The 26,552-nt window shown below is 68.0% G+C and carries 27 protein-coding genes; 18 read left to right on the forward strand and 9 right to left on the reverse strand.

Features of this window, described 5'->3' with window-relative positions; all coding sequences use genetic code 11:
- Positions 1-6: 6 nt before the first annotated feature.
- From hisA to hisB, 4 genes are read right to left on the reverse strand one after another with little or no spacing between them, the layout of a single operon-like run.
- Positions 7-741, reverse strand: a complete 735-nt coding sequence (hisA, locus tag SPHPH_RS0110865; protein WP_081668600.1) for a 1-(5-phosphoribosyl)-5-[(5-phosphoribosylamino)methylideneamino]imidazole-4-carboxamide isomerase — start codon at positions 739-741, stop codon at positions 7-9.
- Positions 729-1,334: an imidazole glycerol phosphate synthase subunit HisH gene (hisH, locus tag SPHPH_RS0110870; protein ID WP_028966719.1), complete on the reverse strand. Its 606-nt coding sequence runs from the start codon at positions 1,332-1,334 to the stop codon at positions 729-731. The genes hisA and hisH overlap by 13 nt, the downstream gene beginning before the upstream one ends.
- The gene (locus SPHPH_RS0110875) at positions 1,331-1,642 is read right to left on the reverse strand and encodes a YciI family protein (RefSeq protein WP_238303039.1); all 312 of its coding nucleotides are present in this window, start codon (positions 1,640-1,642) and stop codon (positions 1,331-1,333) included. The genes hisH and SPHPH_RS0110875 overlap by 4 nt, the downstream gene beginning before the upstream one ends.
- Positions 1,639-2,226 (reverse strand): imidazoleglycerol-phosphate dehydratase HisB, encoded by a 588-nt coding sequence (gene hisB, locus SPHPH_RS0110880; RefSeq protein ID WP_028966721.1) that lies wholly within the window; start codon positions 2,224-2,226, stop codon positions 1,639-1,641. Before hisB ends, SPHPH_RS0110875 begins: the two co-directional genes overlap by 4 nt.
- A gap of 75 nt (positions 2,227-2,301) precedes the next feature.
- Between hisB and SPHPH_RS0110885 the strand changes: the two genes are divergently transcribed.
- The 8 genes from SPHPH_RS0110885 (at position 2,302) to SPHPH_RS0110920 (ending at position 8,235) form a co-directional block, all read left to right on the forward strand.
- Positions 2,302-2,787: an SspB family protein gene (locus tag SPHPH_RS0110885; protein ID WP_028966722.1), complete on the forward strand. Its 486-nt coding sequence runs from the start codon at positions 2,302-2,304 to the stop codon at positions 2,785-2,787.
- A 217-nt stretch (positions 2,788-3,004) separates the two neighbouring features.
- The gene (locus SPHPH_RS0110890; protein WP_028966723.1) at positions 3,005-3,418 is read left to right on the forward strand and encodes a GNAT family N-acetyltransferase; all 414 of its coding nucleotides are present in this window, start codon (positions 3,005-3,007) and stop codon (positions 3,416-3,418) included.
- 218 nt (positions 3,419-3,636) lie between these two features.
- The gene (gene fumC / locus SPHPH_RS0110895) at positions 3,637-5,034 is read left to right on the forward strand and encodes a class II fumarate hydratase (protein WP_028966724.1); all 1,398 of its coding nucleotides are present in this window, start codon (positions 3,637-3,639) and stop codon (positions 5,032-5,034) included.
- 304 nt (positions 5,035-5,338) lie between these two features.
- Positions 5,339-5,551 (forward strand): hypothetical protein, encoded by a 213-nt coding sequence (locus SPHPH_RS0110900; RefSeq protein ID WP_028966725.1) that lies wholly within the window; start codon positions 5,339-5,341, stop codon positions 5,549-5,551.
- The gene (locus tag SPHPH_RS0110905) at positions 5,548-5,772 is read left to right on the forward strand and encodes a hypothetical protein (RefSeq protein WP_028966726.1); all 225 of its coding nucleotides are present in this window, start codon (positions 5,548-5,550) and stop codon (positions 5,770-5,772) included. The genes SPHPH_RS0110900 and SPHPH_RS0110905 overlap by 4 nt, the downstream gene beginning before the upstream one ends.
- 89 nt (positions 5,773-5,861) lie before the next feature.
- The gene (locus SPHPH_RS0110910) at positions 5,862-6,209 is read left to right on the forward strand and encodes a phosphoribosyl-ATP diphosphatase (protein WP_028966727.1); all 348 of its coding nucleotides are present in this window, start codon (positions 5,862-5,864) and stop codon (positions 6,207-6,209) included.
- A 10-nt stretch (positions 6,210-6,219) separates the two neighbouring features.
- A complete protein-coding gene (locus SPHPH_RS0110915) occupies positions 6,220-6,612 on the forward strand; it encodes an HIT domain-containing protein (RefSeq protein ID WP_028966728.1) in 393 nt (130 codons plus the stop codon).
- 87 nt (positions 6,613-6,699) lie between these two features.
- Complete coding sequence (locus SPHPH_RS0110920; protein WP_028966729.1) at positions 6,700-8,235, forward strand: amino acid permease; 1,536 nt, start codon at positions 6,700-6,702, stop codon at positions 8,233-8,235.
- A gap of 196 nt (positions 8,236-8,431) precedes the next feature.
- Here SPHPH_RS0110920 and mscL read toward each other — a convergent pair whose 3' ends face one another.
- Positions 8,432-8,887, reverse strand: a complete 456-nt coding sequence (gene mscL / locus SPHPH_RS0110925; RefSeq protein ID WP_028966730.1) for a large conductance mechanosensitive channel protein MscL — start codon at positions 8,885-8,887, stop codon at positions 8,432-8,434.
- Between the two features lie 90 nt (positions 8,888-8,977).
- On the opposite strand from mscL, the gene SPHPH_RS0110930 reads away from it, so the two are divergent.
- A complete protein-coding gene (locus SPHPH_RS0110930) occupies positions 8,978-9,517 on the forward strand; it encodes an NUDIX hydrolase (protein WP_028966731.1) in 540 nt (179 codons plus the stop codon).
- 284 nt (positions 9,518-9,801) lie between these two features.
- On the opposite strand, the gene SPHPH_RS0110935 is transcribed toward SPHPH_RS0110930, so the two are convergent.
- The gene (locus SPHPH_RS0110935; protein WP_028966732.1) at positions 9,802-10,083 is read right to left on the reverse strand and encodes an ETC complex I subunit; all 282 of its coding nucleotides are present in this window, start codon (positions 10,081-10,083) and stop codon (positions 9,802-9,804) included.
- A gap of 178 nt (positions 10,084-10,261) precedes the next feature.
- Between SPHPH_RS0110935 and dnaK the strand changes: the two genes are divergently transcribed.
- The 6 genes from dnaK (at position 10,262) to SPHPH_RS0110965 (ending at position 18,900) form a co-directional block, all read left to right on the forward strand.
- A complete protein-coding gene (gene dnaK, locus SPHPH_RS0110940; RefSeq protein ID WP_028966733.1) occupies positions 10,262-12,166 on the forward strand; it encodes a molecular chaperone DnaK in 1,905 nt (634 codons plus the stop codon).
- 284 nt (positions 12,167-12,450) lie between these two features.
- Positions 12,451-13,572, forward strand: coding sequence for a molecular chaperone DnaJ (dnaJ, locus tag SPHPH_RS0110945; protein WP_028966734.1), 1,122 nt, complete (start codon positions 12,451-12,453; stop codon positions 13,570-13,572).
- A complete protein-coding gene (era, locus tag SPHPH_RS19490; protein WP_051272966.1) occupies positions 13,569-14,525 on the forward strand; it encodes a GTPase Era in 957 nt (318 codons plus the stop codon). The genes dnaJ and era overlap by 4 nt, the downstream gene beginning before the upstream one ends.
- A gap of 180 nt (positions 14,526-14,705) precedes the next feature.
- Positions 14,706-16,358, forward strand: a complete 1,653-nt coding sequence (locus SPHPH_RS0110955) for an MFS transporter (RefSeq protein ID WP_028966735.1) — start codon at positions 14,706-14,708, stop codon at positions 16,356-16,358.
- The gene (locus tag SPHPH_RS0110960; protein WP_028966736.1) at positions 16,355-17,512 is read left to right on the forward strand and encodes an HlyD family secretion protein; all 1,158 of its coding nucleotides are present in this window, start codon (positions 16,355-16,357) and stop codon (positions 17,510-17,512) included. Before SPHPH_RS0110955 ends, SPHPH_RS0110960 begins: the two co-directional genes overlap by 4 nt.
- Complete coding sequence (locus SPHPH_RS0110965; RefSeq protein WP_028966737.1) at positions 17,509-18,900, forward strand: efflux transporter outer membrane subunit; 1,392 nt, start codon at positions 17,509-17,511, stop codon at positions 18,898-18,900. Before SPHPH_RS0110960 ends, SPHPH_RS0110965 begins: the two co-directional genes overlap by 4 nt.
- Positions 18,901-18,994: 94 nt before the next feature.
- On the opposite strand, the gene SPHPH_RS0110970 is transcribed toward SPHPH_RS0110965, so the two are convergent.
- Both SPHPH_RS0110970 and SPHPH_RS0110975 read right to left on the reverse strand, forming a co-directional pair.
- Entirely contained in the window at positions 18,995-19,975 is a 981-nt protein-coding gene (locus SPHPH_RS0110970) for a hypothetical protein (RefSeq protein WP_028966738.1), read from the reverse strand.
- Positions 19,972-20,745 (reverse strand): glycosyltransferase family A protein, encoded by a 774-nt coding sequence (locus SPHPH_RS0110975; RefSeq protein ID WP_028966739.1) that lies wholly within the window; start codon positions 20,743-20,745, stop codon positions 19,972-19,974. Before SPHPH_RS0110975 ends, SPHPH_RS0110970 begins: the two co-directional genes overlap by 4 nt.
- A 73-nt stretch (positions 20,746-20,818) precedes the next feature.
- On the opposite strand from SPHPH_RS0110975, the gene SPHPH_RS0110980 reads away from it, so the two are divergent.
- Together SPHPH_RS0110980 and SPHPH_RS19495 are read left to right on the forward strand one after the other, a co-directional pair.
- Positions 20,819-21,892 carry a glycosyltransferase gene (locus SPHPH_RS0110980; RefSeq protein WP_028966740.1) on the forward strand — a complete coding sequence of 358 codons (1,074 nt, stop codon included), beginning with the start codon at positions 20,819-20,821 and terminating at the stop codon, positions 21,890-21,892.
- Positions 21,889-22,653, forward strand: coding sequence for a glycosyltransferase family 2 protein (locus SPHPH_RS19495; protein WP_037488452.1), 765 nt, complete (start codon positions 21,889-21,891; stop codon positions 22,651-22,653). Before SPHPH_RS0110980 ends, SPHPH_RS19495 begins: the two co-directional genes overlap by 4 nt.
- 122 nt (positions 22,654-22,775) lie before the next feature.
- Here SPHPH_RS19495 and SPHPH_RS0110990 read toward each other — a convergent pair whose 3' ends face one another.
- The gene (locus tag SPHPH_RS0110990; RefSeq protein WP_202900660.1) at positions 22,776-23,849 is read right to left on the reverse strand and encodes an NAD-dependent epimerase/dehydratase family protein; all 1,074 of its coding nucleotides are present in this window, start codon (positions 23,847-23,849) and stop codon (positions 22,776-22,778) included.
- A gap of 117 nt (positions 23,850-23,966) precedes the next feature.
- Here SPHPH_RS0110990 and clpB point away from each other — a divergent pair, with 117 nt between their 5' ends.
- Positions 23,967-26,546 (forward strand): ATP-dependent chaperone ClpB, encoded by a 2,580-nt coding sequence (clpB, locus tag SPHPH_RS0110995; RefSeq protein ID WP_028966742.1) that lies wholly within the window; start codon positions 23,967-23,969, stop codon positions 26,544-26,546.
- Positions 26,547-26,552: the final 6 nt, after the last annotated feature.

Below are 26,552 nucleotides of genomic sequence, written 5' to 3' on the forward strand. Positions count from 1 at the left end.
CGCGGGTCAGCGCCCCGCCACCTGCAGGGCGTCGCCCAAGTCGAGCCGCCCGTCGTACAGCGCGCGCCCGGTGATGACGCCCTCAACGCCGTCATCGGCATGCGCGGCGAGATGGTGGATGTCGTCGATATTCGCGACCCCGCCGCTGGCGATCACCGGGATGCGCACCTCGCGCGCAAGTGCGACAGTCGCGGCGACGTTGCAGCCCTTGAGCAACCCGTCGCGCCCGACATCGGTGAACAGCAATGCCGCCACGCCCGCATCCTCGAACTGCCGCGCGAGATCGGCGACGCTGGTGGTGGAGACCTCCGCCCAGCCCTTGGTCGCGACCATTCCGTCGCGCGCGTCGACCGCAACGACGATCTGCCCCGGATAGCGCGCCGCCATGTCGCGCACGAACTGCGGCTGTTCGAGCGCGGCGGTGCCGATCACCACCCGCGCGACGCCGAGATCGAGCCACGCCTTGACCGCCTCAGGCGTTCGGATGCCGCCGCCGAGCTGCACCTTGCCGGGGAAAGCCGCTACGATCCCGCGCACCGCGTCACCATTGACGCTCTCGCCCGCGAATGCGCCGTCGAGATCGACGACATGCAGGTGCGTCGCGCCCGCATCGGCGAACGCCTGCGCCTGTGCGGCGGGATCGTCGCCATAGACGGTCGCGCGCGCCATATCGCCCTCTGCAAGCCGGACGACCTGTCCGCCTTTGAGGTCGATCGCGGGGAAGACGATCAGGGACGCCATGCCAGAAACCTTTCGAGCAGCGCCAGGCCGTAGCGCTGGCTCTTTTCGGGGTGGAATTGCACGCCGAGCACCGTGTCGCGCGCGATCGCGGCGGTCACCGGGCCGGCATGGTCGGTGGTCGCGACCACGCCGGCGCCGGTGAAGGCGTAGCTGTGGAGGAAATAAGCCTCGCCGGGCACGATCAGCGGATGGCCGGCGGTCGGCACCACGTCGTTCCAGCCCATGTGCGGCACCTTGGCATCGCTACCCGCCGGGTCGATCCGCCGCACGCTGCCCGCGATCCAGCCGAGCCCCTTATGGACCCCGAGTTCCTCGCCCGTCTCGGCAAGCAACTGCATGCCGACGCAGATGCCCAGAAACGGCGCGCCGTGCCCGAGCGCCCGCTCCTCCATCGCCGCGACCATCCCCGGCACCGCGCGCAGGTTCGCCGCGCACGCGCCGAACGCGCCGACGCCGGGCAGCACGATGCGATCGGCGCGCCGCACCACCTCGGGGTCGGCGGTGACGGTCAGATCAGCGCAGCCCGCCGCGCGCAACGCATTCTCCACCGAATGGAGGTTGCCGGCCTGATAGTCGATCAGCGCAAGCGTCATGCCAGCCACACGTGCAACTCGGTCGCGGCGAAGCTGGCGCTGAACGGCACGACCTCCGCCGTCGCGACGCCGCTGGTCACGAACGGATCGGTCGCGACGACCCGCTCGACTGCCTCATGCGCGCCGCGCATCACGATCACCCCGCCGGTGCGCGGCGCGCGCCGCCCCGCGACAAGGAACACACCCTGTTCGAACCCCTGCTCCAGCCACGCGACATGCGCCGCCATCTGCGCATCCACTTCATCGAGCGGCCGCACATAGCTGAGCAGCACGACGCACAGCTCGCCGCCGGCGCGGAACCCCGTCACAATATCCCCTTGGTCGAGGGGATCGCATCGGCCTTGCGCGGATCGATCTCGACCGCGGCGCGCAGCGCGCGCGCCAGCCCCTTGAACATGCTCTCGGCGATATGATGGTTGTTGTCGCCGTACAGTGTCTCGATGTGCAGCGTGATCCCGGCGTTCTGCGCGAAGCTGTGGAAGAAATGCTGGAACATCTCGGTGTCCATGCCGCCCAGCTGCGCCTGCGAGAAGCGCGCGCGCCACACCAGCCACGGCCGCCCCGAGATGTCGAGCGCGACGCGGGTCAGCGTTTCGTCCATCGGGCTCAGCGCGTCGCCGTAACGGCGGATCCCGCGCTTGTCGCCGAGCGCCTGCGCCACCGCGCTGCCGATCGCCAGCGCGGTGTCCTCGACGGTGTGATGCGCGTCGATGTGCAGGTCGCCATCGCAGCGGACGTGCAGGTCGATCAGCCCGTGGCGCGAAAGCTGTTCGAGCATATGATCGAAGAAGCCGACGCCGGTCTTCACGTCGTAAACCCCCGTCCCGTCGAGGTTGACGGTGACGGCGACCTTCGTCTCCGAAGTGTCGCGGCGGATCGTGGCGGTGCGCATATCGCGTCGTCCATAACGCGCATGTCGTTCCAAGCAACCTTGACCATGCCGCGCACCGCGCTACCCATGGCGGCCATGAGCGATATGCTGCCCGACAGCCTGATCCCCTATGACGAAATCGTGCAGGAAGCCCTGCGCGCGGTCGTGGGGCGCGTGCTGGGAACCGTGGCCGAGTCGGGCGGTCTGCCGGGCGAGCACCACTTCTACATCACCTTCAAGACGCAAGCGCCCGGGGTCGACATCCCGCAACGGCTGATCGAGCGCTTCCCGGACGAGATGACGATCGTCCTCCAGAACCGCTTCTGGGACCTGACGGTCGATCAGGAGCGCTTCTCGGTGGGCCTCAGCTTCAACCAGGTGCCGTCGAAGCTGGTCATCCCCTATTCGGCGATCACCGGCTTCCACGACCCGACGGTCAATTTCGAGCTGCGCTTCCAGGCGCAGGAAGGCCCCGGCGACGGCCCCGGCCCGCACGACCCGGCCGAGAACGACGGGCCGAGCGTGACCCCGGTCGAGGACGGCTCGAACGTCGTGGCGGTGGATTTCAAAAGGAAGAAGTGACCGCGCCAGCGGCGCACCAGTGCGCCGCGGTCGCGCAGCGAGGCGCGGACACGGCCGGCGCGGCAACGCCCGCGTCCGACGTCATGGGATTTACTCCCATGACGTGCCCGCCGCCTCCGACGTCACCCCGGACTTGATCCGGGGGTCCCGCTTCTGCCGCGATCAGAAGAAGCGGGGTCCCGGATCAAGTCCGGGACGACGAAGTAAAGGCTGACACATGATCGACTTCATCCCCAACCCCGGCGACGCCGAACTCGACGCAATCCTCGCGCCGCTGGCCGCGCACAATGACGCCGCCGCCGGCCCGACCGAGCGCCACAAGCTCGCGCTCGTGCTGCGCGACGACGCCGGCGTCGCGATCGGCGGCTTGTGGGCGGAGGCGAGCTATCGCTGGCTGTTCATCAAATATCTCGCGCTCCCGCCCGAAGCGCGCGGCACGGGACAGGGCCGCGCATTGATGCTGGCGGCAGAGGACGAGGCGCGCCGGCTCGGCTGCGTCGGCATCTGGCTCGACACGTTCAGCTTTCAGGCGCGCGGCTTCTACGAGAAGCTCGGCTACGGCGTGTTCGGGCAGATCGACGATTACCCGCCCGGCGAGGCGCGCTTCTTCCTGTCGAAGCGGATCGGCTGAGCCACACCCCCGTTATCCCCGCCCCCTCCGTCATCCCCGCGAAGGCGGGGATCCAGAACCTCTGACGTCGCGGCCCTTGCGAGAACCTGCGCGTCTGGATTCCCGCCTCCGCGGGAATGACGGTGGGAGTGGGGCGGTATGACCGTGCCCCGCGCCCGCCGCGGATGACGAACGCGACCCATTGCGCAACAACCGCCCGCCCGGCCAGTTATCCCTGCATGACCCAGGCCACCCGTACCGAAACCGACTCGATCGGCCCCATCGACGTCCCCGCCGACGCCTATTGGGGCGCGCAGACCGAGCGCAGCCTCGAAAACTTCCCGTTCGGCGCGCGCGAGCGGATGCCGATCGAGATCGTCCATGCGCTGGCACTCGTCAAACAGGCCGCCGCGCGCGTCAACCGCCGCCACGGGCTTGCCGCCGAAAAGGCCGAGGCGATCGAACAGGCCGCGCAGGAAGTCGCGTCGGGCGCGCTCGACGATCACTTCCCACTCGTCATCTGGCAGACCGGCAGCGGCACGCAGAGCAACATGAACGTCAACGAGGTGATCGCCGGCCGCGCCAACGAGATCCTGACTGGCACGCGCGGCGGCAAGTCGCCCGTCCACCCCAATGACGACGTCAACCGCGGTCAATCCTCGAACGACAGTTTCCCGACCGCGCTGCACATCGCCTGCTCGATCGCGGTGCGGCAGCGATTGCTGCCCGCGGTCGAACGGCTCCACGCCGCGCTCGACGCCAAGGCGCAGCAATGGCGCGACCTCGTCAAGATTGGCCGCACGCATCTGCAGGACGCAACCCCGCTGACGCTCGGCGACGAATTCTCGGGCTATGCGCACCAGCTCTACCGCTGCCTCAAGCGAATCGGGCCGGCGGTCGAACAGGGCACCGACCGGCTCGCGCAGGGCGGCACCGCGGTCGGCACCGGACTCAACGCCCCCGCCGATTTCGCGCGCGATGTCTGCGCCGAACTCGGCGCGATCACCGGCATCGCGTTCAGCCCGGCCGAGAATTTCTTCGAGGCGCTGGCGAGCAACGATCCGCTCGTCCATCTATCGGGCACGCTCAATACGCTGGCAGTGGCGTGCACCAAGATCGCCAACGACATCCGGCTGCTCGGCTCCGGCCCGCGTTGTGGGCTCGGCGAACTCGATCTGCCCGCCAATGAGCCAGGCAGCTCGATCATGCCCGGCAAGGTCAATCCGACGCAGTGCGAGATGCTGACGATGGTCGCGGCGCAGGTGATCGGCAACCACGTGGCAGTGACGGTCGGCGGCGCGCAGGGGCATCTCGAACTCAACGTCTTCAAGCCGGTGATCGGCGCGGGGGTGCTGCGCTCGATCGACCTGCTCGCGACCGGTTGCGACAGTTTCGCCGAACGTTGCGTCGAGGGGCTGACCGCCAACGAAGGCCGGATCGCCGAGCTGCTCGACCGCTCGCTGATGCTGGTCACCGCGCTCGCGCCCGAGATTGGCTACGACAATGCCGCCAAGATCGCCAAGCATGCGCATGAAGCGGGGCTGACGCTGAAGGAGGCGGGGCTCGCGCTGGGGCTGGTCGATGCGGAAACCTTCGACCGGGTGGTCCGGCCCGAGGCGATGCTGGGGCGTTCCTAAAGCCCGTCGCCCCGGACTTGATCCGGGGCCCCGCTTTTCTGGCGCGTGACGACAACACCCGTGAACGTCATTGCGAGGAGCGAAGCGACGCGGCAATCCACCGTCCGGGCCCACCACTCTGGATCTTCGCTGCGCTCGCAATGACGTGCTGGATCGATCCGGCGCCCTGATCTTCCATTTGACCGTCAAGAGGAAGAAGCGGGACCCCGGCTCAAGGCCGGGGTGACGGCAAAGGCAGGCACGTCAACCGGAACCGCACCGCTCCCCCGGCATTGTTGATGCGAAACGAACAGGGGTCATCAACATGGGTGCTACCACGATCGGTGCGCTGATCGGCGGCGCGATCGACTCGATGTCGGGCGACGACAGCGCCGCCGACGGCGCATTGTATGGCGCGATTACCGCCAACGTCCTGAAGGTCGCACTGCCGGTCGTCGCCACCTGGGCGATCGGCTGGGGCGTGCTGAAGGGAATCGAAATCCTCGGTGACAGCGTATCGGAAAGGATCAAGGCATGATTCGCAGCATTTTGGGCGGACTGATCGGGCGCGAACTCGACCGGCGCGGGCGTGACGGCGGCGCGGGTGGCGCGATCCTCGGTGCGGTCGCCGCGCGCGCGGTGACGCGGATGGGGCCGCTCGGCTGGGCGCTCGGCGGCGCCTATGTCGCGAAGAAGGCGTATGACCGCCACCGTGCGAGCAAAGCGGGTCAGCCGTCGCGCTATCCGCCTGCGGTCTGATGTGGCTTCGTCATGCCGGGCCCGTCCCGGCGTGACGGCGCTTCCGCATCATTCTTGACCCCGCGCGTCTCACGCGGCACCTCGGCTTTATGACTGCTACCGACACGTTCGACAGGCTGTTCGCAACGATCGCCGCACGCAAGGGTGCCGATGCCGATGGCTCGTACACCGCTTCGCTGTTCGCGCGCGGCCGTGCCCGCATCGCGCAGAAGATCGGTGAGGAAGCCACCGAGATCGTCATCGCCGCGATGGGTCAGAATTCCCGCGCGATCGTCCCCGAAGCGGCGGACCTCATCTACCATCTGTTTGTCCTGCTCGCCGACGCCGGCCTGACACCCGACGACGTTCGCGCCGAGCTGGCGCACCGCGAGGGGACCAGCGGGCACGAGGAAAAGGCGGCACGCGGTCCGCTCCCGCTCTCCTTCCGCGCCGAATGAGGAACCGCGCATGAGCGTCGACGCCACCCTGCCCTATGACGACGGCAACATCTTCGCCCGGCTGCTGCGCGGCGAGATCCCGTCCAGCCGTGTCTATGAGGACGATCACACGATCGTTTTCAAAGACATCGCCCCCTGGGCACCGACGCACCTGCTGGCGGTGCCGCGCGGCAGCTATGTCAGCTGGGACGATTTCTCCGCCAACGCCAGCGAGGCCGAGATCGTAAGCTTCACGCGCGCCATCGGACAGGCGGCGCGCGCTGCCGGGCTGGTCGCCAGCGGCTATCGGCTGCTCGCCAACACCGGGCTCGATTCGCATCAGGAAGTGCCGCATCTCCACGTCCACATCCTCGGCGGACGCGCGCTCGGTCCCATGCTGGTGCACAACGACAGCCGCGACTGAAAGCGTCATCGTAGCGCAACACTATTGCGCAGCCGCGATCCGCCGCTAGGCTCCCGTCAAATCTGACTTCCGGGGGCTTCGACCTACATGATATTCGGGCGCGTCAAACCTCTCGACGCCATCCTCGCCACCGCCGAGAAAAAGTCGCTGCATCGCACGCTCGGCTGGTTCCAGCTCACGCTGTTCGGCATCGGTTGCGTGATCGGCACCGGCATCTTCGTGCTGACCGCGGCGGGCGCGCAAAAGGCCGGTCCCGGCCTGATGCTCGCCTTCGCGATCGCGGGTGCGATCTGCATCGTCGCCGCGCTCTGCTATGCCGAGATCGCGGCGATGATCCCCGTGGCGGGATCGGCCTATACCTACACCTATTCGACGATGGGCGAACTGCTCGCCTGGACGGTCGGCTGGGCGCTGATCCTCGAATATGCGGTCGCCGCCAGCGCGGTCGCGGTCGGCTGGTCGGGATATTTCACCGGCACGATCCTCAATCAATTTCTCGGCGTCCATCTGCCATCATGGCTGTCGGCGGCGCCGCTGGCGCTGGGCGGCGCGCCGGGCGGGTTCATCAACCTGCCCGCGATCGTCATCGCGCTGCTCATCACCTGGCTGCTGATGATCGGCACCACCGAGAGCGCGCGCGTCAACGCCGTGCTGGTCGCGATCAAGGTCACCGCGCTGACCGCCTTCGTCGCGCTGACGCTGCCGAGCGATTATTTCAGCGCCGAGCGCTTCAATCCGTTCCTGCCGGCCGGCGTGTTCGGCGGGTTCGGCACCGGCGTCGGCGCGGTCGGTGCGGCGGCGACGATCTTCTTCGCCTACGTGGGGTTTGACGCGGTCTCGACCGCCGCGGAGGAGACCAAGAACCCGCAGCGCAACGTGCCGATCGGACTGATCGGGTCGCTCTTGTTCTGCACCGTCTTCTATATCCTAGTCGCGGCGGGCGCGATCGGGACGATCGGCGGGCAACCGATCATGGGACCGAACGGCATCCCCTTCCCGGCCGGCTCCGAGGAACTGGCTCGCGAATGCGCGTTGCCGCAGTACAAGGACGCGCTGGTCTGCTCGGGCGAGGCGCTGGCGCACGTCCTGCGCACGATCGGCTGGTCGGGCGTCGGCAATCTGCTCGGCATCGCCGCGTTCGTCGCGTTGCCCTCGGTGATCCTGATCCTGATGTTCGGCCAGACGCGCATCTTTTTTGTGATGAGCCGCGACGGGCTGCTCCCCGAGCGACTCTCGACCGTTCACCCGAAGTGGAAGACGCCGCACATCGTGACCGCGATGACCGGGGTCGGCGTGGCGTTCGCCGCCGCCTTTCTGCCGGTCGGTCAGCTGGCCGACATCGCCAATGCCGGGACGCTTTACGCCTTTGCGATGGTGGCAGTGGCGGTGATGATCCTGCGCCGCACCGCCCCGAACCAGCCGCGCAGCTTCCGCACCCCGGCGCTGTGGCTGGTCGGGCCGCTGACGATCGCGGGCTGCGTGTTCCTGTTCTTCAACCTGCCCTCGGCGGCGATGCTGGTGCTGCCGGTATGGGGCGCGGTCGGGCTGGTGATCTACTTCGGCTATAGCCGCGGCCACAGCCACCTCGGCCGTGGCATCGTCGAGGTGCACGAGACGCACTGATCGCCAGCGTCGCGCAGAGAAAAGGGCCGGGCGGAGCGATCCCCCGGCCCTTTTTCATTCCGTCGCCCCTGCGAAGGCAGGGGCCCATGTCTGTCGAATGTGCCGATCGGTCTGACACAGGCGCGGCGCTAATTGTGTCAGACCGCCCGAATTACGAGACAGCCATAGGCCCCTGCCTACGCAGGGGCGACGGTGGTCAGTCGCGCGGGCGCGCCTTCAGCTCGTCGCGGATCTCGCGCAGCAGCACCACTTCGGCGGGATCGGCAGCCGGCTCCGCGTCGCCGACGGCCTTCTCGCGCTCGACGGTCGCGATCAGCTTGTTGACGCTGCGCATCAGCAGGAAGACGATGAACGCGAGGATCACGAAGTTGATGACGACGGTGATGAACTCGCCATACCCCAGCAGCGGCACCCCCGCCGCCTTGAGCTGCGCATAGCTGGCGAGCGAGCCCTTATAGTCGGCGGGCACCGGCCCGAGCCGAATGAAATAGCTGGAAAAGTCGAAGCCGCCGAACAGCGCCCCGACGATCGGCATGATGACGTCGTCGGTCAGCGATTTGGTGATGGTCGCGAACGCGCCGCCGATGATGACGCCCACCGCCAGATCCAGCACGTTGCCCCGCGCAATGAACGCCCGGAAATCCTTGAGCATGATCGGCTTCCTTCCCTGTTGCCCGTCGCGCCCGAGGGTAGGTGCGACTTTCCGCTTCGCCAAGCGCCGCCGCGCCGGTAAACGACGCGCATGACCCATCCGCACCGCGACGCCGCCTTTCCACCCGAAACCGCCTGGGAAGGGCGCTATATCAAGGTCGTCAAGCAAGGCGGCTGGGAGTTCGTCGCCCGCCAGCGCGGCATCCAGGCGGCAGTGATCGTCGCGATCGACGACGCCGACCGCGTGGTGCTGGTCGAGCAATATCGCGTGCCGCTCGGGCAACGCTGCCTCGAACTGCCCGCCGGGCTGATCGGCGACGAAACCGAGGGTGAGGCGGTTGCGGTCGGCGCGGCGCGGGAGCTGGAGGAAGAAACCGGCTATCGCGCCGGGCGGATCGAGGAGCTGGGCTTCTTCCATTCCTCGCCGGGGATGAACAGCGAAGGCTTCACGTTGGTGCGCGCGCACGATCTGGTGAAGGTCGGCGACGGCGGTGGCGAGGCGGACGAGGATATCGAGGTACATCTGGTGCCGCGCACCGAGATCGCCGCGTTCGTCGCGCAGAAGCGTGCCGCGGGGGTGGCGATGGACGTCAAGATGCTGGTGCTGCTCGCGGATGTGCTGATCGCGTAACCGTCGCGCCAACACCGTCGCCCCTGCGCAGGCAGGGGCCTATGACTGTTTGATCGGTCGGAACATTCGACACATTACGCGCCGCGCTTGTGTCAGACCGCGCTCATCAATTCGACAGACATGGGCCCCTGCCTGCGCAGGGGCGACGACGTTGTTTGGCTGGCCCAACCCAGTCACGTCATCCCGGACTTGATCCGGGATCCCGCTTCTTCTTACCCGGACCGCCGAAAAGCAGCGGGGCCCCCCTTCAAGTCCGGGGCGACGGCATCCAAACCCTCGTCACCTCAGCGAAAGTTATCCGCGTAGCTCTGCAGCTTCAGCTTCTTCTCCGGTGTCGGGATCACCGTATACGCCAGACCCTGCGCCTCGGCATAAGCGACCGCCGCCTCGCACGTCGGGAAGAACAGCCGGATCTGGTCACGCGTGTCGCCGCTGCCGGCCCAGCCGGTCAGCGGATCGGGGCGCTTGGCCTCGCCGGGCTCGAACTCCAGCTGCCACGTGTCGGTACGGGCCTTGCCGGACTGCATGGCGTTCTTCGGGCGCTGGTAGATGCGGGCGGTCTGCATGATGGGCTCCTCTACGTTCCACGCAGCGAACAGGCAATGGTTCCCGCAGACAGCATGCGGCAATCTTGCGGGCCGGATCACGCCACCTATATCGCCCTTCGTCACACGCGGTTGCGCTGCCGTAACGGGGCGTGGCGGCGATGAAGTCACAAATATGCAGGGGCTAGGTAAAGCACTCATGGCAAAAGTTATCGGTATCGACCTCGGCACCACCAATTCGTGCGTGGCCGTGATGGAAGGCGGCAAGGCCAAGGTGATCGAGAATGCGGAAGGCGCGCGCACCACGCCGTCGATCGTCGCGTTCGCCAAGGATGGCGAGCGACTGATCGGGCAGCCCGCCAAGCGTCAGGCCGTCACCAATGGCGACAACACGATCTTCGCGGTGAAGCGCCTGATCGGCCGCCGCTTCGACGATCCGGTCACCAAGAAGGATACCGAGCTGGTCCCCTATCACATCGTGAAGGGCGGCAATGGCGATGCATGGGTCAGCGCCGGCGGCAAGGAATACAGCCCGTCGCAGATCAGCGCCTTCACGCTCCAGAAGATGAAGGAAACCGCCGAATCGTACCTCGGCGAGACGGTCACGCAGGCGGTCATCACCGTCCCGGCCTACTTCAACGACGCGCAGCGTCAGGCGACCAAGGACGCCGGGCAGATCGCCGGCCTCGAAGTGCTGCGCATCATCAACGAGCCGACCGCGGCGGCGCTGGCCTATGGCCTCGACAAGCAGGACGGCAAGACGATCGCGGTCTATGACCTCGGCGGCGGCACCTTCGACGTCTCGATCCTCGAGATCGGCGACGGCGTGTTCGAGGTGAAGGCCACCAACGGCGACACCTTCCTGGGCGGCGAGGATTTCGACAACAAGATCGTCGAATATCTGGCCGAGGGATTCAAGAAGGACGAGGGCATCGACCTCGCCAAGGACAAGCTCGCGCTCCAGCGTCTGAAGGAAGCCGCCGAGAAGGCGAAGATCGAGCTGTCGTCGGCGGCGTCGACCGAGGTCAACCTGCCCTTCATCACCGCGGACCAGAACGGCCCGAAGCATCTGGTGAAGACGATCACCCGCGCCGATCTGGAGCGTCTGGTCGAGGACCTGATCAAGCGCACGCTCGACCCCTGCAAGAAGGCGCTGGCGGATGCCGGCGTGTCGGCCAGCGAGATCAGCGAAGTCGTGCTCGTCGGCGGCATGACCCGCATGCCGCGCGTCCGTGAGGTCGTGAAGCAGTTCTTCGGCAAGGACCCGCACACCGGCGTCAACCCGGACGAGGTCGTCGCGATGGGCGCCGCGATCCAGGCCGGCGTGCTGCAGGGCGACGTCAAGGACGTGCTGCTGCTCGACGTGACCCCGCTGTCGCTTGGCATCGAGACGCTGGGCGGCGTGTTCACGCGCATGATCGACCGCAACACCACGATCCCGACCAAGAAGTCGCAGACCTATTCGACTGCCGATGACAATCAGCAGGCGGTGACGATCCGCGTCTTCCAGGGCGAGCGCGAGATGGCGGCGGACAACAAGCTGCTCGGCCAGTTCGACCTGCTCGGCATCCCCCCGGCCCCGCGCGGCGTGCCGCAGATCGAGGTGACGTTCGACATCGACGCCAACGGCATCGTGAACGTATCCGCCAAGGACAAGGGCACCGGCAAGGAGCAGCAGATCAAGATCCAGGCCTCGGGCGGTCTGTCGGACGCCGACATCGACAAGATGGTCCGCGACGCCGAGTCGTTTGCCGAGGAGGACAAGAAGCGCCGTGCGGCAGCCGAGGCGAAGAACAACGCCGAATCGCTGATCCACACCACCGAGCGTCAGCTCGCCGACAATGGCGACAAGGTCGATGAATCGCTGAAGGGCGAGATCCAGTCGGCGATCGACGCGGCGAAGGCGGCGGTCGAGGGCGGCGACCCGGAGCAGATGAACGAGAAGAGCCAGGCGCTGGCGCAGGTCGCGATGAAGCTCGGTCAGGCGATCTACGAGAAGCAGCAGCAGGCCGATGCCGCGCCGCAGGGCGAGGCGGGTGCCGAAGAGGCCAAGAAGGACGACGTGGTCGACGCCGAATTCTCGGAAGTCGACGAGCAGAAGTAAGGTGACATCCTAGCCCTCTCCCCTGTGGGGAGAGGGTCGGGAGAGGGGCAGTGAGGAAAGGTGACGATGCACCGCAAGTCAGCGTTCGTGGCCGCCCCCTCGCACCCACGCCCTACCCTTTCCAACCCGTCATCCCCGCGCAGGCGGGGATCCAGACGCGCAGGCGTTTCGCTTCGATCGCTGACGTCAAAGGTTCTGGATCCCCGCCTCCGCGGGGATGACGGTGTTAAATCCCGGGTCGTCCGCACCTTCCTGCCGGAATGCCGATCCGACCTAGAGGCCGCATGACCGAAATCGACTATTACGAGCTGCTCGAATGCGAGCGCACCGCCGATGCGGCGACGATCAAATCGTCGTACCGCAAGCTCGCGATGAAGTATCATCCCGACAAGAACGCCGGGTGCAAGGATTCCGAGGCGAAGTTCAAGGCGGTCAGCGAGGCGTATGACTGCCTCAAGGACCCGCAGAAGCGTGCGGCCTATGATCGCTTCGGCCATGCCGCGTTCCGCAACGGCGGCGGCGGGCACCAGTCGCAGGATTTCGGCGGCTTCTCCGATATTTTCGAAAGCGTGTTCGGCGAGTTCATGGGCGGCCAGCGCGGCGGTGGCGGGCGACAGCAGACGCGTCGCGGCGCCGACCTGCGCTACGACATGGAGATCACGCTCGAGGAGGCGTTCCACGGCAAGGAGACGGAGATCACCGTCGACATCTCCGCGCCGTGCGACCCCTGCCACGGCACCGGATCGAAGCCGGGCACGCACGCGCACACCTGCCAGCATTGCCACGGCCACGGCAAGGTGCGCGCGCAACAGGGCTTTTTCGTCGTCGAGCGCGCCTGTCCGCTTTGCCACGGCTCGGGGCAGGTCATCACCGATCCGTGCGCCGACTGTCGCGGCGAGGGGCGCGTCGAGAAGACCAAGACGCTCGCCGTCTCGGTCCCGCCCGGCGTCGACGAGGGCACGCGCGTCCGGCTGACCGGCGAGGGCGAGGCGGGCGCGCGCGGCGCACCGGCCGGTGACCTCTACATCTTCCTCCACGTCAAGCGGCACGCGCTGTTCGAGCGTGAGGGCACGACGCTGTTCGCGCGCGCGCCGATCAGCTTCACCACCGCCGCGCTCGGCGGAACGCTGTCGATCCCCGGTCTCGACGGCAAGCGCCACGAGGTGAAGATCCCGGCCGGCATCCAGTCGGGCAAGCAACTGCGTCAGCGCGGTGCGGGGATGCCGGTGCTGCAAGGCCGCGGGAACGGCGATCTGGTCATCCAGATCGACGTCGAGACCCCGACCAAGCTCAGCACCCGCCAGCGCGCGTTGCTGGAGGAGTTCCGCGAAACCGAGACCGGTGAGGAATGCCCGCAGAGCCAGGGCTTCTTCTCGCGGCTCAAGAATGTCATTGCGGGCGAATGACCGAGCCTGAATCCAACCCGCCAGCGTCTCAACATTCGCAACATTCGCCCGGGGACGCAGGCGGGCAACATTGCGGCCTCGTCGCGGTAGTCGGCGCGCCGAACGCCGGAAAGTCGACGCTGGTCAATGCGTTGGTCGGGCAGAAGGTCGCGATCGTCAGCCCCAAGGCGCAGACGACCCGCACCCGGCTGATGGGCGTCGCGATCGACGGCGATACGCAGCTGCTGCTGGTCGACACGCCCGGCATCTTCGAGCCGAAGCGCCGCTTCGACCGCGCGATGGTGTCGGCGGCGTGGGGCGGGACCGAGGGCGCGGACGTGATCGCGCTGGTCGTGGACGGCAAGGGCGGGCTCGGCCCCAAGGTGACCGAAATCGCCGAGGCGCTGAAGGGTCGGCCCGAGCCGATCTATCTCGTGCTCAACAAGGTCGATCTCGCCGACAAGCCCAAATTGCTGCTTCACGCCGAGCGGCTCAACGCGCTGCTGCCGTTCGCGGAGACGTTCTTCATCTCCGCGCAGACCGGTGACGGCGTCGCCCATTTCAAGCGGGAGCTGGCCAAGGCGCTGCCGGCGGCACCGTGGCATTACCCCGAGGATCACGTCTCCGACGCGACCGAACGCGCGATGGCCGCCGAGGTGACGCGCGAGCAACTGTACCTGCAACTCCACGCCGAGCTGCCCTACGCCAGCGTCGTCGAGACTGAGAAGTTCACCGACCGCGAGGACGGCTCGACCGAGATCCACCAGCAGATCATGGTCGAACGCACCTCGCAGCGCGCGATCGTTCTCGGCAAGGGCGGTGCGCGGATCAAGGAGATCGGCGCGAAGGCACGTGCCGAGCTGGCGGTGCTGCTCGATCGCCCGGTGCATCTGTACCTGCACGTCAAGGTCAAGCCCGGCTGGGACGAGGACCGCGGCGTCTACCGCGACCTCGGCCTCGACTGGGTGGAGTGACGCTGGCCCAGCTACCGTCGCCCCTGCGCAAGCAGGGGCCCATGTCTCTCTCCTGTGTGATCACGCCCGAGGGACGCCCCCGCTCCGTCATTGCGAGCGTAGCGAAGCAATCCAGGGCCGCGTGCGAGCCGCTCTGGATTGCTTCGCTACGCTCGCAATGACGGCGGATCAGGCACGGTCGTGTCGCTCTTCACCCGCCTCCGCACCGTCCTCGCCGAGGAACGCTGGGACTATGCGCCCCACGAGCGTCCGGTCATGCCCGGCTCGCCGGGTTCGCCCGACCACCCGCGCCGCCGCCAGATCGCTTATGCTTTGGTCGCGATCCTCGTCGGGCTGACCAGCGGGTTCGGCAATGCGCTGGTCAGCGCGAACACCGTCACGCTGGCGGGCGCGCTCGGGCTCGACCCGGCCGAGATCGCGTGGCTGCCGACGGTCTATGTGATGACCAACGTCAGCATCAACCTGCTGCTCATCAAGTTCCGCCAGCAATTCGGGCTACGTCCGTTCGCGATCATCTTCCTGTCGCTCTACCTGCTGCTGACGCTCGGCCATCTGTTCGTGCGCGATTTCTGGTCGGCGGTGCTGGTGCGCGCGGCGAGCGGGATGGCCGGCGCGGCGCTCAACACCTTCGCGCTCTACTATCTGATGCAGGCGTTCCCCGCCAAATGGCGGCTGCGCGCGATCGTGCTAGGGATCGGCATCCCGCAGCTCGCCACCCCGCTCGCGCGGCTGTTCTCGCCCGAATTGCTGTCGATGAGCCAATGGCGAACGCTCTACCTGTTCGAACTCGGCCTGTCGGCGCTCAGCCTCGCCGCCGTCCTCGCCTTCCGCCTGCCGCCGACGACGCGGCAGAAGGCGTTCGAGAAGCTCGACTTCGTCACCTTCGCCTTGTTCGCCGGGTCGATGGGGCTGTTCGCGGCGGTGCTCGGGCTCGGGCGCTACGTGTGGTGGACGCAGTCGGCGTGGATCGGCTGGGCGCTGCTCGGCGCGATCCCGATGCTGGCGGCGGCGCTCATCATCGAGCATCACCGCGCCAATCCGCTGCTCAACACGCGCTGGCTGGGCAGCGCCGACATCATCCGCTTCGCGGTCGTCACGTTGATGGCGCGGATCGTGCTGTCGGAACAGACCTATGGCGCGGTCGGGCTGCTGACCGTGCTGGGACAGAACAACGACCAGCTCGTGCCCTTCTTCACGATCATCTTCCTCGCCACCGTCGCAGGGTTCGTCATCAGCGCAATCACGCTCGACCCGACCAAGCTCGCGCATCCGGTGATGCTCGCGATCGGGCTGGTCGCAATTGCCGCCTGGGTCGATTCCTACTCCACCAGCCTGACGCGCGCGCCGCAGCTCTATGCAACACAGGCGACGATCGCCTTTGCGGGCGCGTTCTTCCTCGGGCCGTCGCTGTTGTTCGGAATGACGCGCGCGCTGCAACAGGGCGCCGGGCACGTCATCAGCTTCCTCGCGCTGTTCGGCGTGCTCAACTCGATCGGCGGGCTCGCCGGCACCGCGATCCTCGGCACCTATCAGGTGGTTCGCGAGAAGGCGAACAGCGCCGCGCTGGTGCAGGCGATCGACCCGACCGACCCGATCGTGCAGGCCCGCCTCCAGTCCGGCGCAAGCGGCGTCGCGCGCGTCGTCGGCGATCCGACGCTGCGCAGTGCGGAGGGTGGCGCGCTCCTGTCGCAAGCCGCCACGCGCGAGGCCAACGTCCTCGCCTATGACGACATGTTCCGCTTGATCGCGGTGTTGGCAGCGCTCACCTTCTTCTATCTTCTGTTCCTCCTGCTGCGCCGTTCGTGGCGCGCGCGCGTTCAGGCCACCGCATGACCGATACCCGTTCCCCCGTTGCCGCCGCGCCCGCCACCGAGGAGAAAGTGGCCGAGGATGCAGCCGCCGCGGCTCCTGCTCCGCCCGCCGGCTCCGGCTGGCGTCCGCCCGCGCTGTCGCGCACCGCGATCGCGCTGATCCTGCTGCTCGCCGTCGCCGGGATCGCCGCGGTGCTCGCCGCATGGCGGGTGTGGCCGTTCACCACCGCCTACGAATCGACCGACAACGCCTATGTCCGCGGCCGCACGACGGTGATCGCGCCGCAGGTGTCGGGCTATGTCACCCGCGTGCTGGTCCGCGACTTCGAGAATGTGAAAGCCGGCCAGCCGCTCGTCACCATCGACGACCGTATCTACGCGCAGCGCGTCGAACAGGCACAAGCGCAGGTTGAAACCGCGCAGGCGACGCTCGCCAACGCCACCCAGACCGCGGCCAGCCGGCAGGCGTCGTTCGGCGCGCAGGGTGCGGCAGTTGCCAACGCCCGCGCGCAGCTGATGCGCGCACAGGCCGACATGAATCGCGTCAACGATCTCGTCACCGACGGCTCGGTCAGCTTGCGCGAGCGCGACCAGACGCTCGCCGCGCTGCGGCAGGCGCAGGCGCAGCTCAATCAGGCCGAGGCCGCGCAGGAGATCGCGCGGCAGGACATCCGCACCGTCGAGGTCGGGCGCGGCGGGCAGCAGGCCGGCGTGTCGGGCGCCCGCGCCGCGCTGCGCCTCGCAAAGATCGACCTCGCCAACACCGTGATCCGCGCGCCCGAAGCCGGGCGGCTGAGTGAGGTCGGCGTCCGCGCCGGGCAATATGTCACCGCCGGGTCGCAGCTCATGTTCCTCGTGCCCCCCGAGACATGGGTGATCGCCAACTTCAAGGAAGCGCAGACCGCGCGGATTGCGGTCGGGCAGCGCGCCAGCTTCACCGTCGACGCGCTCGCCAACGCGCGGCTGACCGGGCGCGTCGAGCGCATTTCGCCCGCCGCGGGCAGCGAATTTGCGGTGCTGAAGTCCGACAACGCAACCGGCAATTTCACCAAGGTGCCGCAGCGGATCGCGGTACGCATCCGCGTCGACCCCGGCCAGCGACTTGCCGAGCGGCTGCGCCCCGGCATGTCGGTGCAGGCGCGCGTCGACACCGACGGCGTGCCCGCGCCGCAATGAGCAAGACCCGCGCGCTGCTGCTCCCGCTGTTGCTGGCGGGCTGCGCCCTGCCCGGCCCGCGCCGCGCCGCGCCCGAAAGCGCCGCGGTTGTACCGCCTCCGGCATGGCGCAGCGCCCTGCCGGTCGGTGGCCCGGTACAAGCCGGCTGGTGGCAGAGGTTCGGCGACCCGGTGCTGACCGCGCTGGTCGAGCGCGCGCTCGCCAACAATCTCGACATCCAGACCGCCGCCGCACGCGTCGAGGAAGCACGCGCCGCCGAGTCACTGGCGCGCGCGCAATTGCTTCCGGCAGTCGGCGGCGCGGTGCCCGAGACGCAGGGGCAGCAGATCAGCGCACTCGGCACCACCGCGCGCTCGGCCGCGGTGCAGCCGGGTGTCACGCTCAGCTACGACCTCGACCTGTTCGGGCGCTTGCGGCAGGCGACGCGCGCCGCGCGCGCGCAATTGCTCGCCACCGAAGCGGCAGCGGATACGGTGCGGCTCGCGGTAGCCGCGACCACCGCGCAAAGCTACATCACGCTGCGCGCGCTCGACCACCGGCTCGCGATCGCGCGCGACACGCTGTCGGCGCGTGCCGAGGCGCTGCGGATCGCGCAGCGACGGTTCGAGGCCGGCTATACCTCGCGGCTCGAATACCGGCAGGCGCAGGCCGAATATGCCAGCACCGCACAACTCGTCCCCGCCGCCGAACTCGCGATCACGCGCGCCGAGAATGCGCTGGCGCTGCTGACCGGCGACGTGCCCCGCACGATCGACCGCGGGGTGACGCTGGAAAGGATCGCCACTCCGGCGATCCCGGACGGGCTGCCCGCCGATCTGCTCCGCCGCCGCCCCGATCTGTTCCAGGCCGAACAGACGTTGGTCGCCGCCGACCGCTCGCTCGACAGCCAGCGTGCGGCGATGCTGCCCAATCTGTCGCTGACCGGCGCGGCAAACCTCGTGCTGTCGACCGCGCTCGCGCAGCCGGAGGTGGTGTTCTCGCTGGGTGCCAGCATCCTCGGCCCGATTTTCGACGGCGGACGCCTGCGCGCGCAGGAACGCGGTGCGACCGCGCGGCGCGATCAGGCCGCCTTCGCCTATCGCCGCACCGCGCTGACCGCCTTCCGCGAGGTCGAAGACGCATTGGCCGGCGCGCGCCGCACCGGCGAACAGGCGCAGGCGCTGTCGGAGCAGGTGGCCGCGTCGCGCGGTGCGCTCCAGAACGCCACCAACCGCTACCGCGCCGGCTATTCGAGCTACATCGAGCAACTCGACGCGCAACGCACGCTGCTGACCGCCGAACTGTCGCTGGCGCAGGCACGCGCCGACCGCCTCAACAGTTATGTCGCCTTGTATCAGGCGATGGGCGGCGGCTGGACTCGCGCCGAGGTGGTGGCGGTGGAGCGGTAAGCTCCACTTGCGTCATTGCGAGCGAAGCGAAGCAATCCAGAGCCGGACCAGGACGCCCTGGATTGCTTCGCTACGCTCGCAATGACGACGAAGCTCACGGCATCCCAGCCATCTTCTCCCCGTCGGGCTCGTCCGCCTCGACGACATCGCCACCCTCCACCACCGGCGGCTGCTTCGACAACGACGTCAGTAGGTAGAACACCAGATTGCTCCCCTGCGTCAGCGCCCCGCCCGCCAGCAACAGCCCCGCCATCGCCTCGCGCGGCCCCTGGATCGTCCCGCTCATCTCCAGCGCGGCACTCAGAAACAGCAGGTCGCGGTTCGGCACGATCGGCAGCCGCGAGATCACCATCTGCGCGGTCAGGAACACCAGCCACACGCTCCACGGCTCCTGCGGCAGCACCACCGCCCATTGCGTCGCCTGCAGCAGCACCACCACGACGATCCGGGCGACATGCACCCCCAGCACCTTGCCCGCCTGCGGCAACGGCATCGCGATCAACTGGCGGCGCAGGCGGAACAGCAACGGCGCGAGGAACACCGCCCCGACCAGCCCCGCGATCACCAGCGCCGGCCCCGGATCGAGCCACGCCGCGATCCGCCGCCCGTTGCCCGCGGCGGCGAAGCCGATCAGCAACAGCAGCGTGACCAGCCCGGAGGACACCGCTGACAGGATCGCATTGTCCTTCAGCCCGATCGCGATCACGCGCTTCGACAGCCCAATCGTGCGCCGCAGCCAGACGAACAGATAGAGTTCGCCCGAATATCCCACCAGCGCACTGTTGTAGACGCGCTTGCGGATCAGCACCGGGAACGCGCCCGGCAACGGCCGCGCGAAGATCGTGCGGAACACGATCGTCTCCGACGCCGGCAGCACCAGGAAGGTGACGACGAACAACAGGTAGAACAGCGGGTTGGTCGGCAGCGACCGCACGACCTGCGTCCAGCCGATCGCGCGCACCTTCAGCACCATCCACGCGATCATGCCGGCAAAGAACGCCCAACGCAGCACCTTGCCCGCGACACGTACCCACGGACGCTCGGCGAGCGTCCGCCAGCGCTCGGCTGCGCTCAAAACAGCCCCAGGGCGCGTGACTGCGCGACATAGGTGTCGAACGCCGCCTGCTGCTCGGGCGTCAGCCGGAACGCCGAATAACGCGCGGTCGTGCCGGTCAATTGCCGCAGCCGCCACTCGACAATCTGCAACGGGCGCAGCGCCAGCCGCCGCTCGAAATGCCCGCGATCCCAGGTGTTGTTGCCGTGGAAGCAGCGGATCAGCAGATGCGCCTCGCTCATGGGGATCAACGCGGTGCCCAGCCGCAGCCACGCGTCGCGGAACGTGCTGTCCTCGCCCTTGCGCTCGCTGGGATAGCGGATGTCGTCGCGGCGGCGATGCACGATCGTGCTCGGCGCGCCGCCCTGGAACCAGCTGAGATATGGGCGATCCAGCCACGCCGGATCGTCGAGATGCATCAGCGTCGCCTCGCCCCACACCGCCGCCTTGTCGCCCAGCGTCGTCACCGACCGCGACAGCCGGCGCGGTGCGAACCAGTCGTCGTCGTCCCAATGCGCCATCAACTCGCCGCGCGCGAGATCGAGCGACAGGTTGCGCAGGTCGCCCAGCGTCGTCGCCGGGTTCTTGGGCAGCCGGTGGTGCAACACGCGATCGACGGGGATGCCGCGCAGGATCGGCGCATAATCCTCGTCGCCGTCGTCGACGATGATCAGCTCGCGGTTGGGATAATCCTGCGACAGGAAACAATCGACCGACCGCTCCGCCAGCTTGCGGCGATTGGCGGTGACCATCAGGCAGGAAATGCGCGGCCCGTCGTCCGCAAAAGGCATGGGAGAGTTGTTCACGTCGTCGGCAACCTAGGCAGGGCGGGCCGGCACTGGTACGGCGGGAACGGAACGCCGCATGACACGCCAGACGACACGCATAATCTTCGTCCTTACCTATCCGGCCTATCACAGCGTCGCCGATCCGGTGGAGTGGCTACGCTGGGACAATCGTGACCGGCGGATGCCCGCGCTCCTAGCCGCGCTGGGTGCCGATGTCGAGTTGTGGGGTGTGGGCGCTGCGGCGGCCGAGCACGTCTCCGCGCCCGACTTCGGCGCGCCGTATCGCATCCGCCTGTTCGAGAAGACCGGCGGCGGCGCGAAATCGCGCAATCATTTCAGCGACTCGATGGTGACGGCGGCGCGCAGCGATCCCGCCGACCTGTTCGTGCTGATCGGCACCAACGGCGGCGCCGGCTATCGCCTGTTCGACCGCGCGCTGCGCCCCGACAAGCGCCCGTTCGCGCTCATCATCGGCGGCGATTACTGGAGCCGGCTGGTCCCGCACGCGCGGCTGCTGTTCACCGAATGCGCGTTGCAGGAGGAGGCGCTGGCCGCCGGCGGCTGGTTCCGCCCGCGCATCCCGCTCGACCGGATGGAGCGGCTGCCCAAGACGATCGACACCGGCCTGTTCCGCCCGATCGAGGCGGCGCGCCGCTGGGACGTCCTGTCGGTCAGCCGCGTGACCCGCTGGAAGAGCTTCGCCGAGATCGGGATGCTGTCGCGCGCGCACCGCGCCGCGGTGGCGGGGGGCGGGCCCGATGCGGCGCGGATGGCGCGGCGCTATCCGGCGATCGACTGGCTCGGGCATCGCCGTCATGCCGAGATACCGGCGTTGCTCGCGCAGGCCGGCCTGTATTTCCATGCCGGACGCCGCGACTATCTCCCGCGCGCCATCCCCGAGGCGATGGCGTGCGGGCGTCCGGTGGTCGGCTTCGCGGATCGTCTGGGGCCGGACGTGATCCCGCCCGACTGCGGGCTGCGCGTCACAGAACGCGACTTCCGCCCGCTGGTCGCCGCCTTGCTGCGCGATCCGGCGCGCATGGCGCAGATGGGCGCAGCGGCGCGCGCGCATGTCGTGGCGACGCACGGTCTGCGCTCCAGCGAGGCGGCGTGCCGCACCCTGTTGCGCCTTGCGGAGACGACGGCATGAAGTGGACGTTCGTCATCGCCTATTTCAACGAGGCGGAGTATCTCGCCGCCACGCTCGACAGCCTCGGCGCGCAGACCCGCAAACCGTTCCGGCTGATCCTGGTCGACAACGGCTCCACCGACGGATCGGCGGCGATCGCCCGCGCCACGACGCTGTCGGACGTCGAGATCGTGCACCTGAGCGAGACACGCCCCGGCAAGATCTTCGCGCTGGAAACCGCGATGCCGCACCTCGCGACCGAGTTCGTCGCGTTCGGCGATGCGGACACCTATTACCCGCCCGATTATCTCGCGATCGCCGAGGCGGCGTATACCAGCCCGGACGTGGTCGCGGTAATGGCGACCGACGTACCGCCCGACGCCGCCAAGGCGCTCCGCAAGCGCCGCCACAACCGCATCGCCAGCTGGCTATGGCCCAAGCAGACGCACACCGGCGGCTTCGGCCAGACCTTCCGCACCGCCGCGCTGGTGGCCGCCGGCGGTTATGCCGAACGTCACTGGTCCTATGTACTGATGGACCACGAGATCATGCAGCGCGTCGTGAAGCAGGGCCGCGTCGTCTACCCGTTCGACCTGTGGTGCATCCCCTCGGAGCGCCGCACCGACCGTACCCGCGTCCGCTGGACGCTGCCCGAGCGGCTGCTCTACCATTTCACGCCGGCGATGGCGAAGGACTGGTATTTCTACCGCTTCCTCGGCCCGCGGCTGAACGCGCGCAAGCTCGGCCACCTGAACCTGCGCGAGAAGACCTGGAAGCAGTGAAGTCGCCCACCTGCGCCGTCATTAACGCGAGGGCGGGAAGCCAGACGCGCAGGTCTGTCGATAGAGGCGCGGGCGTCAGAGGTTCTGGATTCCCGCCTGCGCGGGAATGACGAGGGACATTCTCACTCCGGCTCCACACCCCGCGCCAGCCGCGACCGCGCATAATCCAGCGCGCGCGCAATCCCCGCATCCAGCGAGATCGTCTGCGCCCACCCCAGCTCATCCCGGATCCGCGCCGCATCCGAATAGCGCTCCGCCACCCCGACCGGCTTGCCCTCGGTCCCCAGCACCGGCGCGTCATAACCCTCGATCGCCACCATCCGCGCGGCGAGGTCGAGGAAGCTGGTCGCCCTGCCCGATCCGATGTTGAACGCCCGCGCGTCGCTCACTCCGCGACACACCAGCAGGCAGGCCTCGCACGCATCGTCGATATGCACGAAGTCGCGCGTCTGGTGCCCCGATCCCCATACCCGCACCGGATCGCGCCGCGCCGCGACCCGCAACGCGATCGCCGGGAACGGATAGACCACGTCCTGATCCTCGCCATAGCCCGAGAACGGCCGCACCACGCCGACGCTCAGCCCGTATTTCTCATGCGCGATCCGGCTCAGATACTCGCCGGTCAGCTTGCTCCACCCATAGGTATAATCGGGCAGCCCCAGCCGCTTCTCGAACGAGATGTCGTCCTCGTGCAGCGCACGGCTCTCACCGGCTTCCTGCAGATCGATCGGATAGGCCGCGCTGGACGAGGCATAAAGGATGCGCTCGGGCCGCGCGACCTTCGCCGACCAAAGGAAGAAGGTGCTGTCGATCGCCAGGTCGATCCCGACCGCCAGCGGATCGTTGTCGATCACGTTGCGCCCGCCGACCACGCTGGCGAGGTGATAGACCTCATCGAACGCCGGCAGCTTGGCGAGCCCCAGCGTCGGCGTCATCCCCAGCTCGGCCTGCGCCACTGCGACGAAGTCGGCACGAATGAAGCGCACCACCGCATCGTGCCCGACGACCTCGTGGAACGCCACCCCGCCCTCTTCGCCGACGTGGCGAAGCTGCGGCACTTCCCAATCGGCGGGCGCCTTGCCGGTCGACAGATCATCGATGATCCAGACCTCGTTGCCGCCCTCTGCGGCCAGCTTGGCGACAAGATGGCGCCCCACGAACCCACAGCCCCCGGTCACCAGAACACGACGCGCCACTTCTGCCTCCATGCTTGCGACGCTCGCGGTGCCACCCTAGCTTCGATGGCGCAACCCACCCCCTTGTGTTGCTCAAAAGCAACACCATCTGACACCCAAGAGAGACAGGGCTTACAGATGAACCTAGACAAATTCACCGATCGCGCGCGCGGCTTCCTCCAATCGGCACAGACCGTCGCGCTGCGCATGAACCACCAGCAGATCGCGCCCGAGCATCTGCTCAAGGCGTTGCTGGAGGACGAGCAGGGCATGGCCGCCGGGCTCATCACCGCTGCGGGCGGCGATGCACGCCGCGCCGTGACCGAGACCGACGCCGCGCTCGCGAAGATCCCGGCGGTCAGCGGCTCGGGCGCGCAGAACCAGCCCGGCCTGTCGGCCGATGCGGTGCGTGTGCTCGATCAGGCCGAGCAGATCGCGCAAAAGGCGGGCGATTCCTATGTCACCGTCGAACGGCTGCTGGTCGCGCTCGCGCTCAGCCTCAACACCGCCGCGGGCAAGGCGCTCAAGACCGCCAATGCCACGCCGGAGGCACTCAACGCCGCGATCACGCAATTGCGCGGCGGACGCACCGCCGACACCGCCAGCGCCGAGGATCGCTACGACGCGCTGAAGAAGTTCGCGCGCGACCTGACGCAGGCCGCGAAGGATGGCAAGCTCGATCCCGTGATCGGCCGCGACGAGGAAATCCGTCGCACGATCCAGGTGCTCGCGCGCCGCACCAAGAACAATCCGGTGCTGATCGGCGAACCGGGCGTCGGCAAGACCGCGATCGTCGAGGGCCTTGCTTTGCGCATCGCCAACGGCGACGTCCCCGACGGCCTCAAGGACAAGACGCTGATGGCGCTCGACATGGGCGCGCTGATCGCTGGCGCGAAATATCGCGGCGAGTTCGAGGAGCGGCTCAAGGGCGTCATCGACGAGGTGAAGCAGGCCAATGGCGACATCATCCTGTTCATCGACGAGATGCACACGCTGATCGGCGCGGGCAAATCCGAGGGCGCGATGGACGCCGGCAATCTGCTCAAGCCCGCCTTGGCGCGCGGCGAGCTGCATTGTGTCGGCGCAACCACGCTCGACGAATATCGCAAGCATGTCGAGAAGGACCCGGCGCTGCAACGCCGCTTCCAGCCGGTGTTCGTCGGCGAGCCGACCGTCGAGGATACGATCAGCATTCTGCGCGGGCTCAAGGAAAAGTACGAGCTGCACCACGGCGTGCGGATCACCGACGGTGCCTTGGTGTCGGCGGCGACGCTCAGCAACCGCTATATCACCGACCGCTTCCTGCCCGACAAGGCGATCGACCTTATGGACGAGGCCGCGAGCCGGCTGCGGATGGAGGTGGAGAGCAAGCCCGAGGAGATCGAGACGCTCGACCGCCGCATCCTGCGTCTCAAGATCGAGCGCGAGGGGCTGAAGCGGGAGACCGACGCCGCGTCGCTCGACCGGCTCGAAACGCTGGAGGGTGAACTCGCCAATCTCGAACAGCAGTCCGCCGAACTGACGACGCGCTGGCAGGCCGAGAAGGACAAGATCGCCGGCGAGGCGAAGCTGAAGGAACAGCTCGACGCCGCGCGGCTCGAACTCGAACAGGCGCAGCGGCAGGGCGATCTCGCCAAGGCGGGCGAGCTGTCCTACGGGCGCATCCCCGCGCTCGAGAAGCAACTCGCCGACGCGGCGGGCGCGACGCAGGGCGCGATGCTCCGCGAGGAAGTCACTGCCGACGACATCGCCGGCGTCGTCAGCCGCTGGACCGGCGTGCCGGTCGACCGGATGCTGGAGGGCGAGCGCGAAAAGCTGCTTCGTATGGAGGAAGTGCTCGGCAAGCGCGTGATCGGTCAGGCCGATGCGGTGCGCGCCGTCTCCACCGCGGTGCGCCGCGCGCGCGCCGGCTTGCAGGACCCGAACCGGCCGCTGGGCAGCTTCCTGTTCCTCGGGCCGACCGGCGTCGGCAAGACCGAACTGACCAAGGCTCTCGCCGAATTCCTGTTCGACGATTCCAGCGCGATGGTGCGGATCGACATGAGCGAGTTCATGGAGAAGCACGCCGTCGCGCGGCTGATCGGTGCCCCGCCGGGCTATGTCGGCTATGAGGAAGGCGGCGTGCTGACCGAGGCAGTGCGGCGCCGGCCCTATCAGGTCGTGCTGTTCGACGAGGTCGAGAAGGCGCATGGCGACGTGTTCAACGTGCTGTTGCAGGTGCTCGACGACGGCCGGCTGACCGACGGTCAGGGGCGCACGGTCGATTTCTCGAACACGCTCATCATCCTGACCTCGAACCTTGGCAGCCAGTATCTGGCGAACATGCCCGACGACGCGCCGGTGGAAAGCGTCGAGCCGCAGGTGATGGAGGTGGTGCGCGCGCACTTCCGCCCGGAATTCCTCAACCGGCTGGACGAGATCATCCTGTTCCATCGGCTCGGTCAGGCGCACATGGGGCCGATCGTCGACATCCAGGTCGGCCGCGTCGGCAAGCTGCTCGCCGATCGCAAGGTCACGCTCGACCTCACCGACGCGGCGCGCGCGTGGCTGGGACGGGTCGGCTACGATCCGGTGTACGGTGCCCGCCCGCTCAAGCGCGCAGTGCAGCGCCACCTGCAAGACCCGCTCGCCGAGCTGATCCTGCGCGGCGAGGTGAAGGACGGCGCGACCGTTCATGTCGACGAGGGCGACGGCAAGCTGGCGCTCTCGGTCGACTGACGGTCC

The organism is Sphingomonas phyllosphaerae FA2 (assembly GCF_000427645.1).
In the GTDB taxonomy this organism is placed as follows: Bacteria; Pseudomonadota; Alphaproteobacteria; order Sphingomonadales; family Sphingomonadaceae; genus Sphingomonas; species Sphingomonas phyllosphaerae.

Bases quoted from the DNA above. Each gene is read 5' to 3' on its own strand.
- hisA (WP_081668600.1), bottom strand. From the start codon at position 741: ATGGCGTCCCTGATCGTCTTCCCCGCGATCGACCTCAAAGGCGGACAG.
- hisH (WP_028966719.1), bottom strand. From the start codon at position 1,334: ATGACGCTTGCGCTGATCGACTATCAGGCCGGCAACCTCCATTCGGTG.
- hisB (WP_028966721.1), bottom strand. From the start codon at position 2,226: ATGCGCACCGCCACGATCCGCCGCGACACTTCGGAGACGAAGGTCGCC.
- SPHPH_RS0110885 (WP_028966722.1), top strand. From the start codon at position 2,302: ATGAGCGATATGCTGCCCGACAGCCTGATCCCCTATGACGAAATCGTG.
- SPHPH_RS0110890 (WP_028966723.1), top strand. From the start codon at position 3,005: ATGATCGACTTCATCCCCAACCCCGGCGACGCCGAACTCGACGCAATC.
- fumC (WP_028966724.1), top strand. From the start codon at position 3,637: ATGACCCAGGCCACCCGTACCGAAACCGACTCGATCGGCCCCATCGAC.
- SPHPH_RS0110900 (WP_028966725.1), top strand. From the start codon at position 5,339: ATGGGTGCTACCACGATCGGTGCGCTGATCGGCGGCGCGATCGACTCG.
- SPHPH_RS0110905 (WP_028966726.1), top strand. From the start codon at position 5,548: ATGATTCGCAGCATTTTGGGCGGACTGATCGGGCGCGAACTCGACCGG.
- SPHPH_RS0110910 (WP_028966727.1), top strand. From the start codon at position 5,862: ATGACTGCTACCGACACGTTCGACAGGCTGTTCGCAACGATCGCCGCA.
- SPHPH_RS0110915 (WP_028966728.1), top strand. From the start codon at position 6,220: ATGAGCGTCGACGCCACCCTGCCCTATGACGACGGCAACATCTTCGCC.
- SPHPH_RS0110920 (WP_028966729.1), top strand. From the start codon at position 6,700: ATGATATTCGGGCGCGTCAAACCTCTCGACGCCATCCTCGCCACCGCC.
- mscL (WP_028966730.1), bottom strand. From the start codon at position 8,887: ATGCTCAAGGATTTCCGGGCGTTCATTGCGCGGGGCAACGTGCTGGAT.
- SPHPH_RS0110930 (WP_028966731.1), top strand. From the start codon at position 8,978: ATGACCCATCCGCACCGCGACGCCGCCTTTCCACCCGAAACCGCCTGG.
- SPHPH_RS0110935 (WP_028966732.1), bottom strand. From the start codon at position 10,083: ATGCAGACCGCCCGCATCTACCAGCGCCCGAAGAACGCCATGCAGTCC.
- dnaK (WP_028966733.1), top strand. From the start codon at position 10,262: ATGGCAAAAGTTATCGGTATCGACCTCGGCACCACCAATTCGTGCGTG.
- dnaJ (WP_028966734.1), top strand. From the start codon at position 12,451: ATGACCGAAATCGACTATTACGAGCTGCTCGAATGCGAGCGCACCGCC.
- era (WP_051272966.1), top strand. From the start codon at position 13,569: ATGACCGAGCCTGAATCCAACCCGCCAGCGTCTCAACATTCGCAACAT.
- SPHPH_RS0110960 (WP_028966736.1), top strand. From the start codon at position 16,355: ATGACCGATACCCGTTCCCCCGTTGCCGCCGCGCCCGCCACCGAGGAG.
- SPHPH_RS0110965 (WP_028966737.1), top strand. From the start codon at position 17,509: ATGAGCAAGACCCGCGCGCTGCTGCTCCCGCTGTTGCTGGCGGGCTGC.
- SPHPH_RS0110975 (WP_028966739.1), bottom strand. From the start codon at position 20,745: ATGCCTTTTGCGGACGACGGGCCGCGCATTTCCTGCCTGATGGTCACC.
- SPHPH_RS0110980 (WP_028966740.1), top strand. From the start codon at position 20,819: ATGACACGCCAGACGACACGCATAATCTTCGTCCTTACCTATCCGGCC.
- SPHPH_RS19495 (WP_037488452.1), top strand. From the start codon at position 21,889: ATGAAGTGGACGTTCGTCATCGCCTATTTCAACGAGGCGGAGTATCTC.
- clpB (WP_028966742.1), top strand. From the start codon at position 23,967: ATGAACCTAGACAAATTCACCGATCGCGCGCGCGGCTTCCTCCAATCG.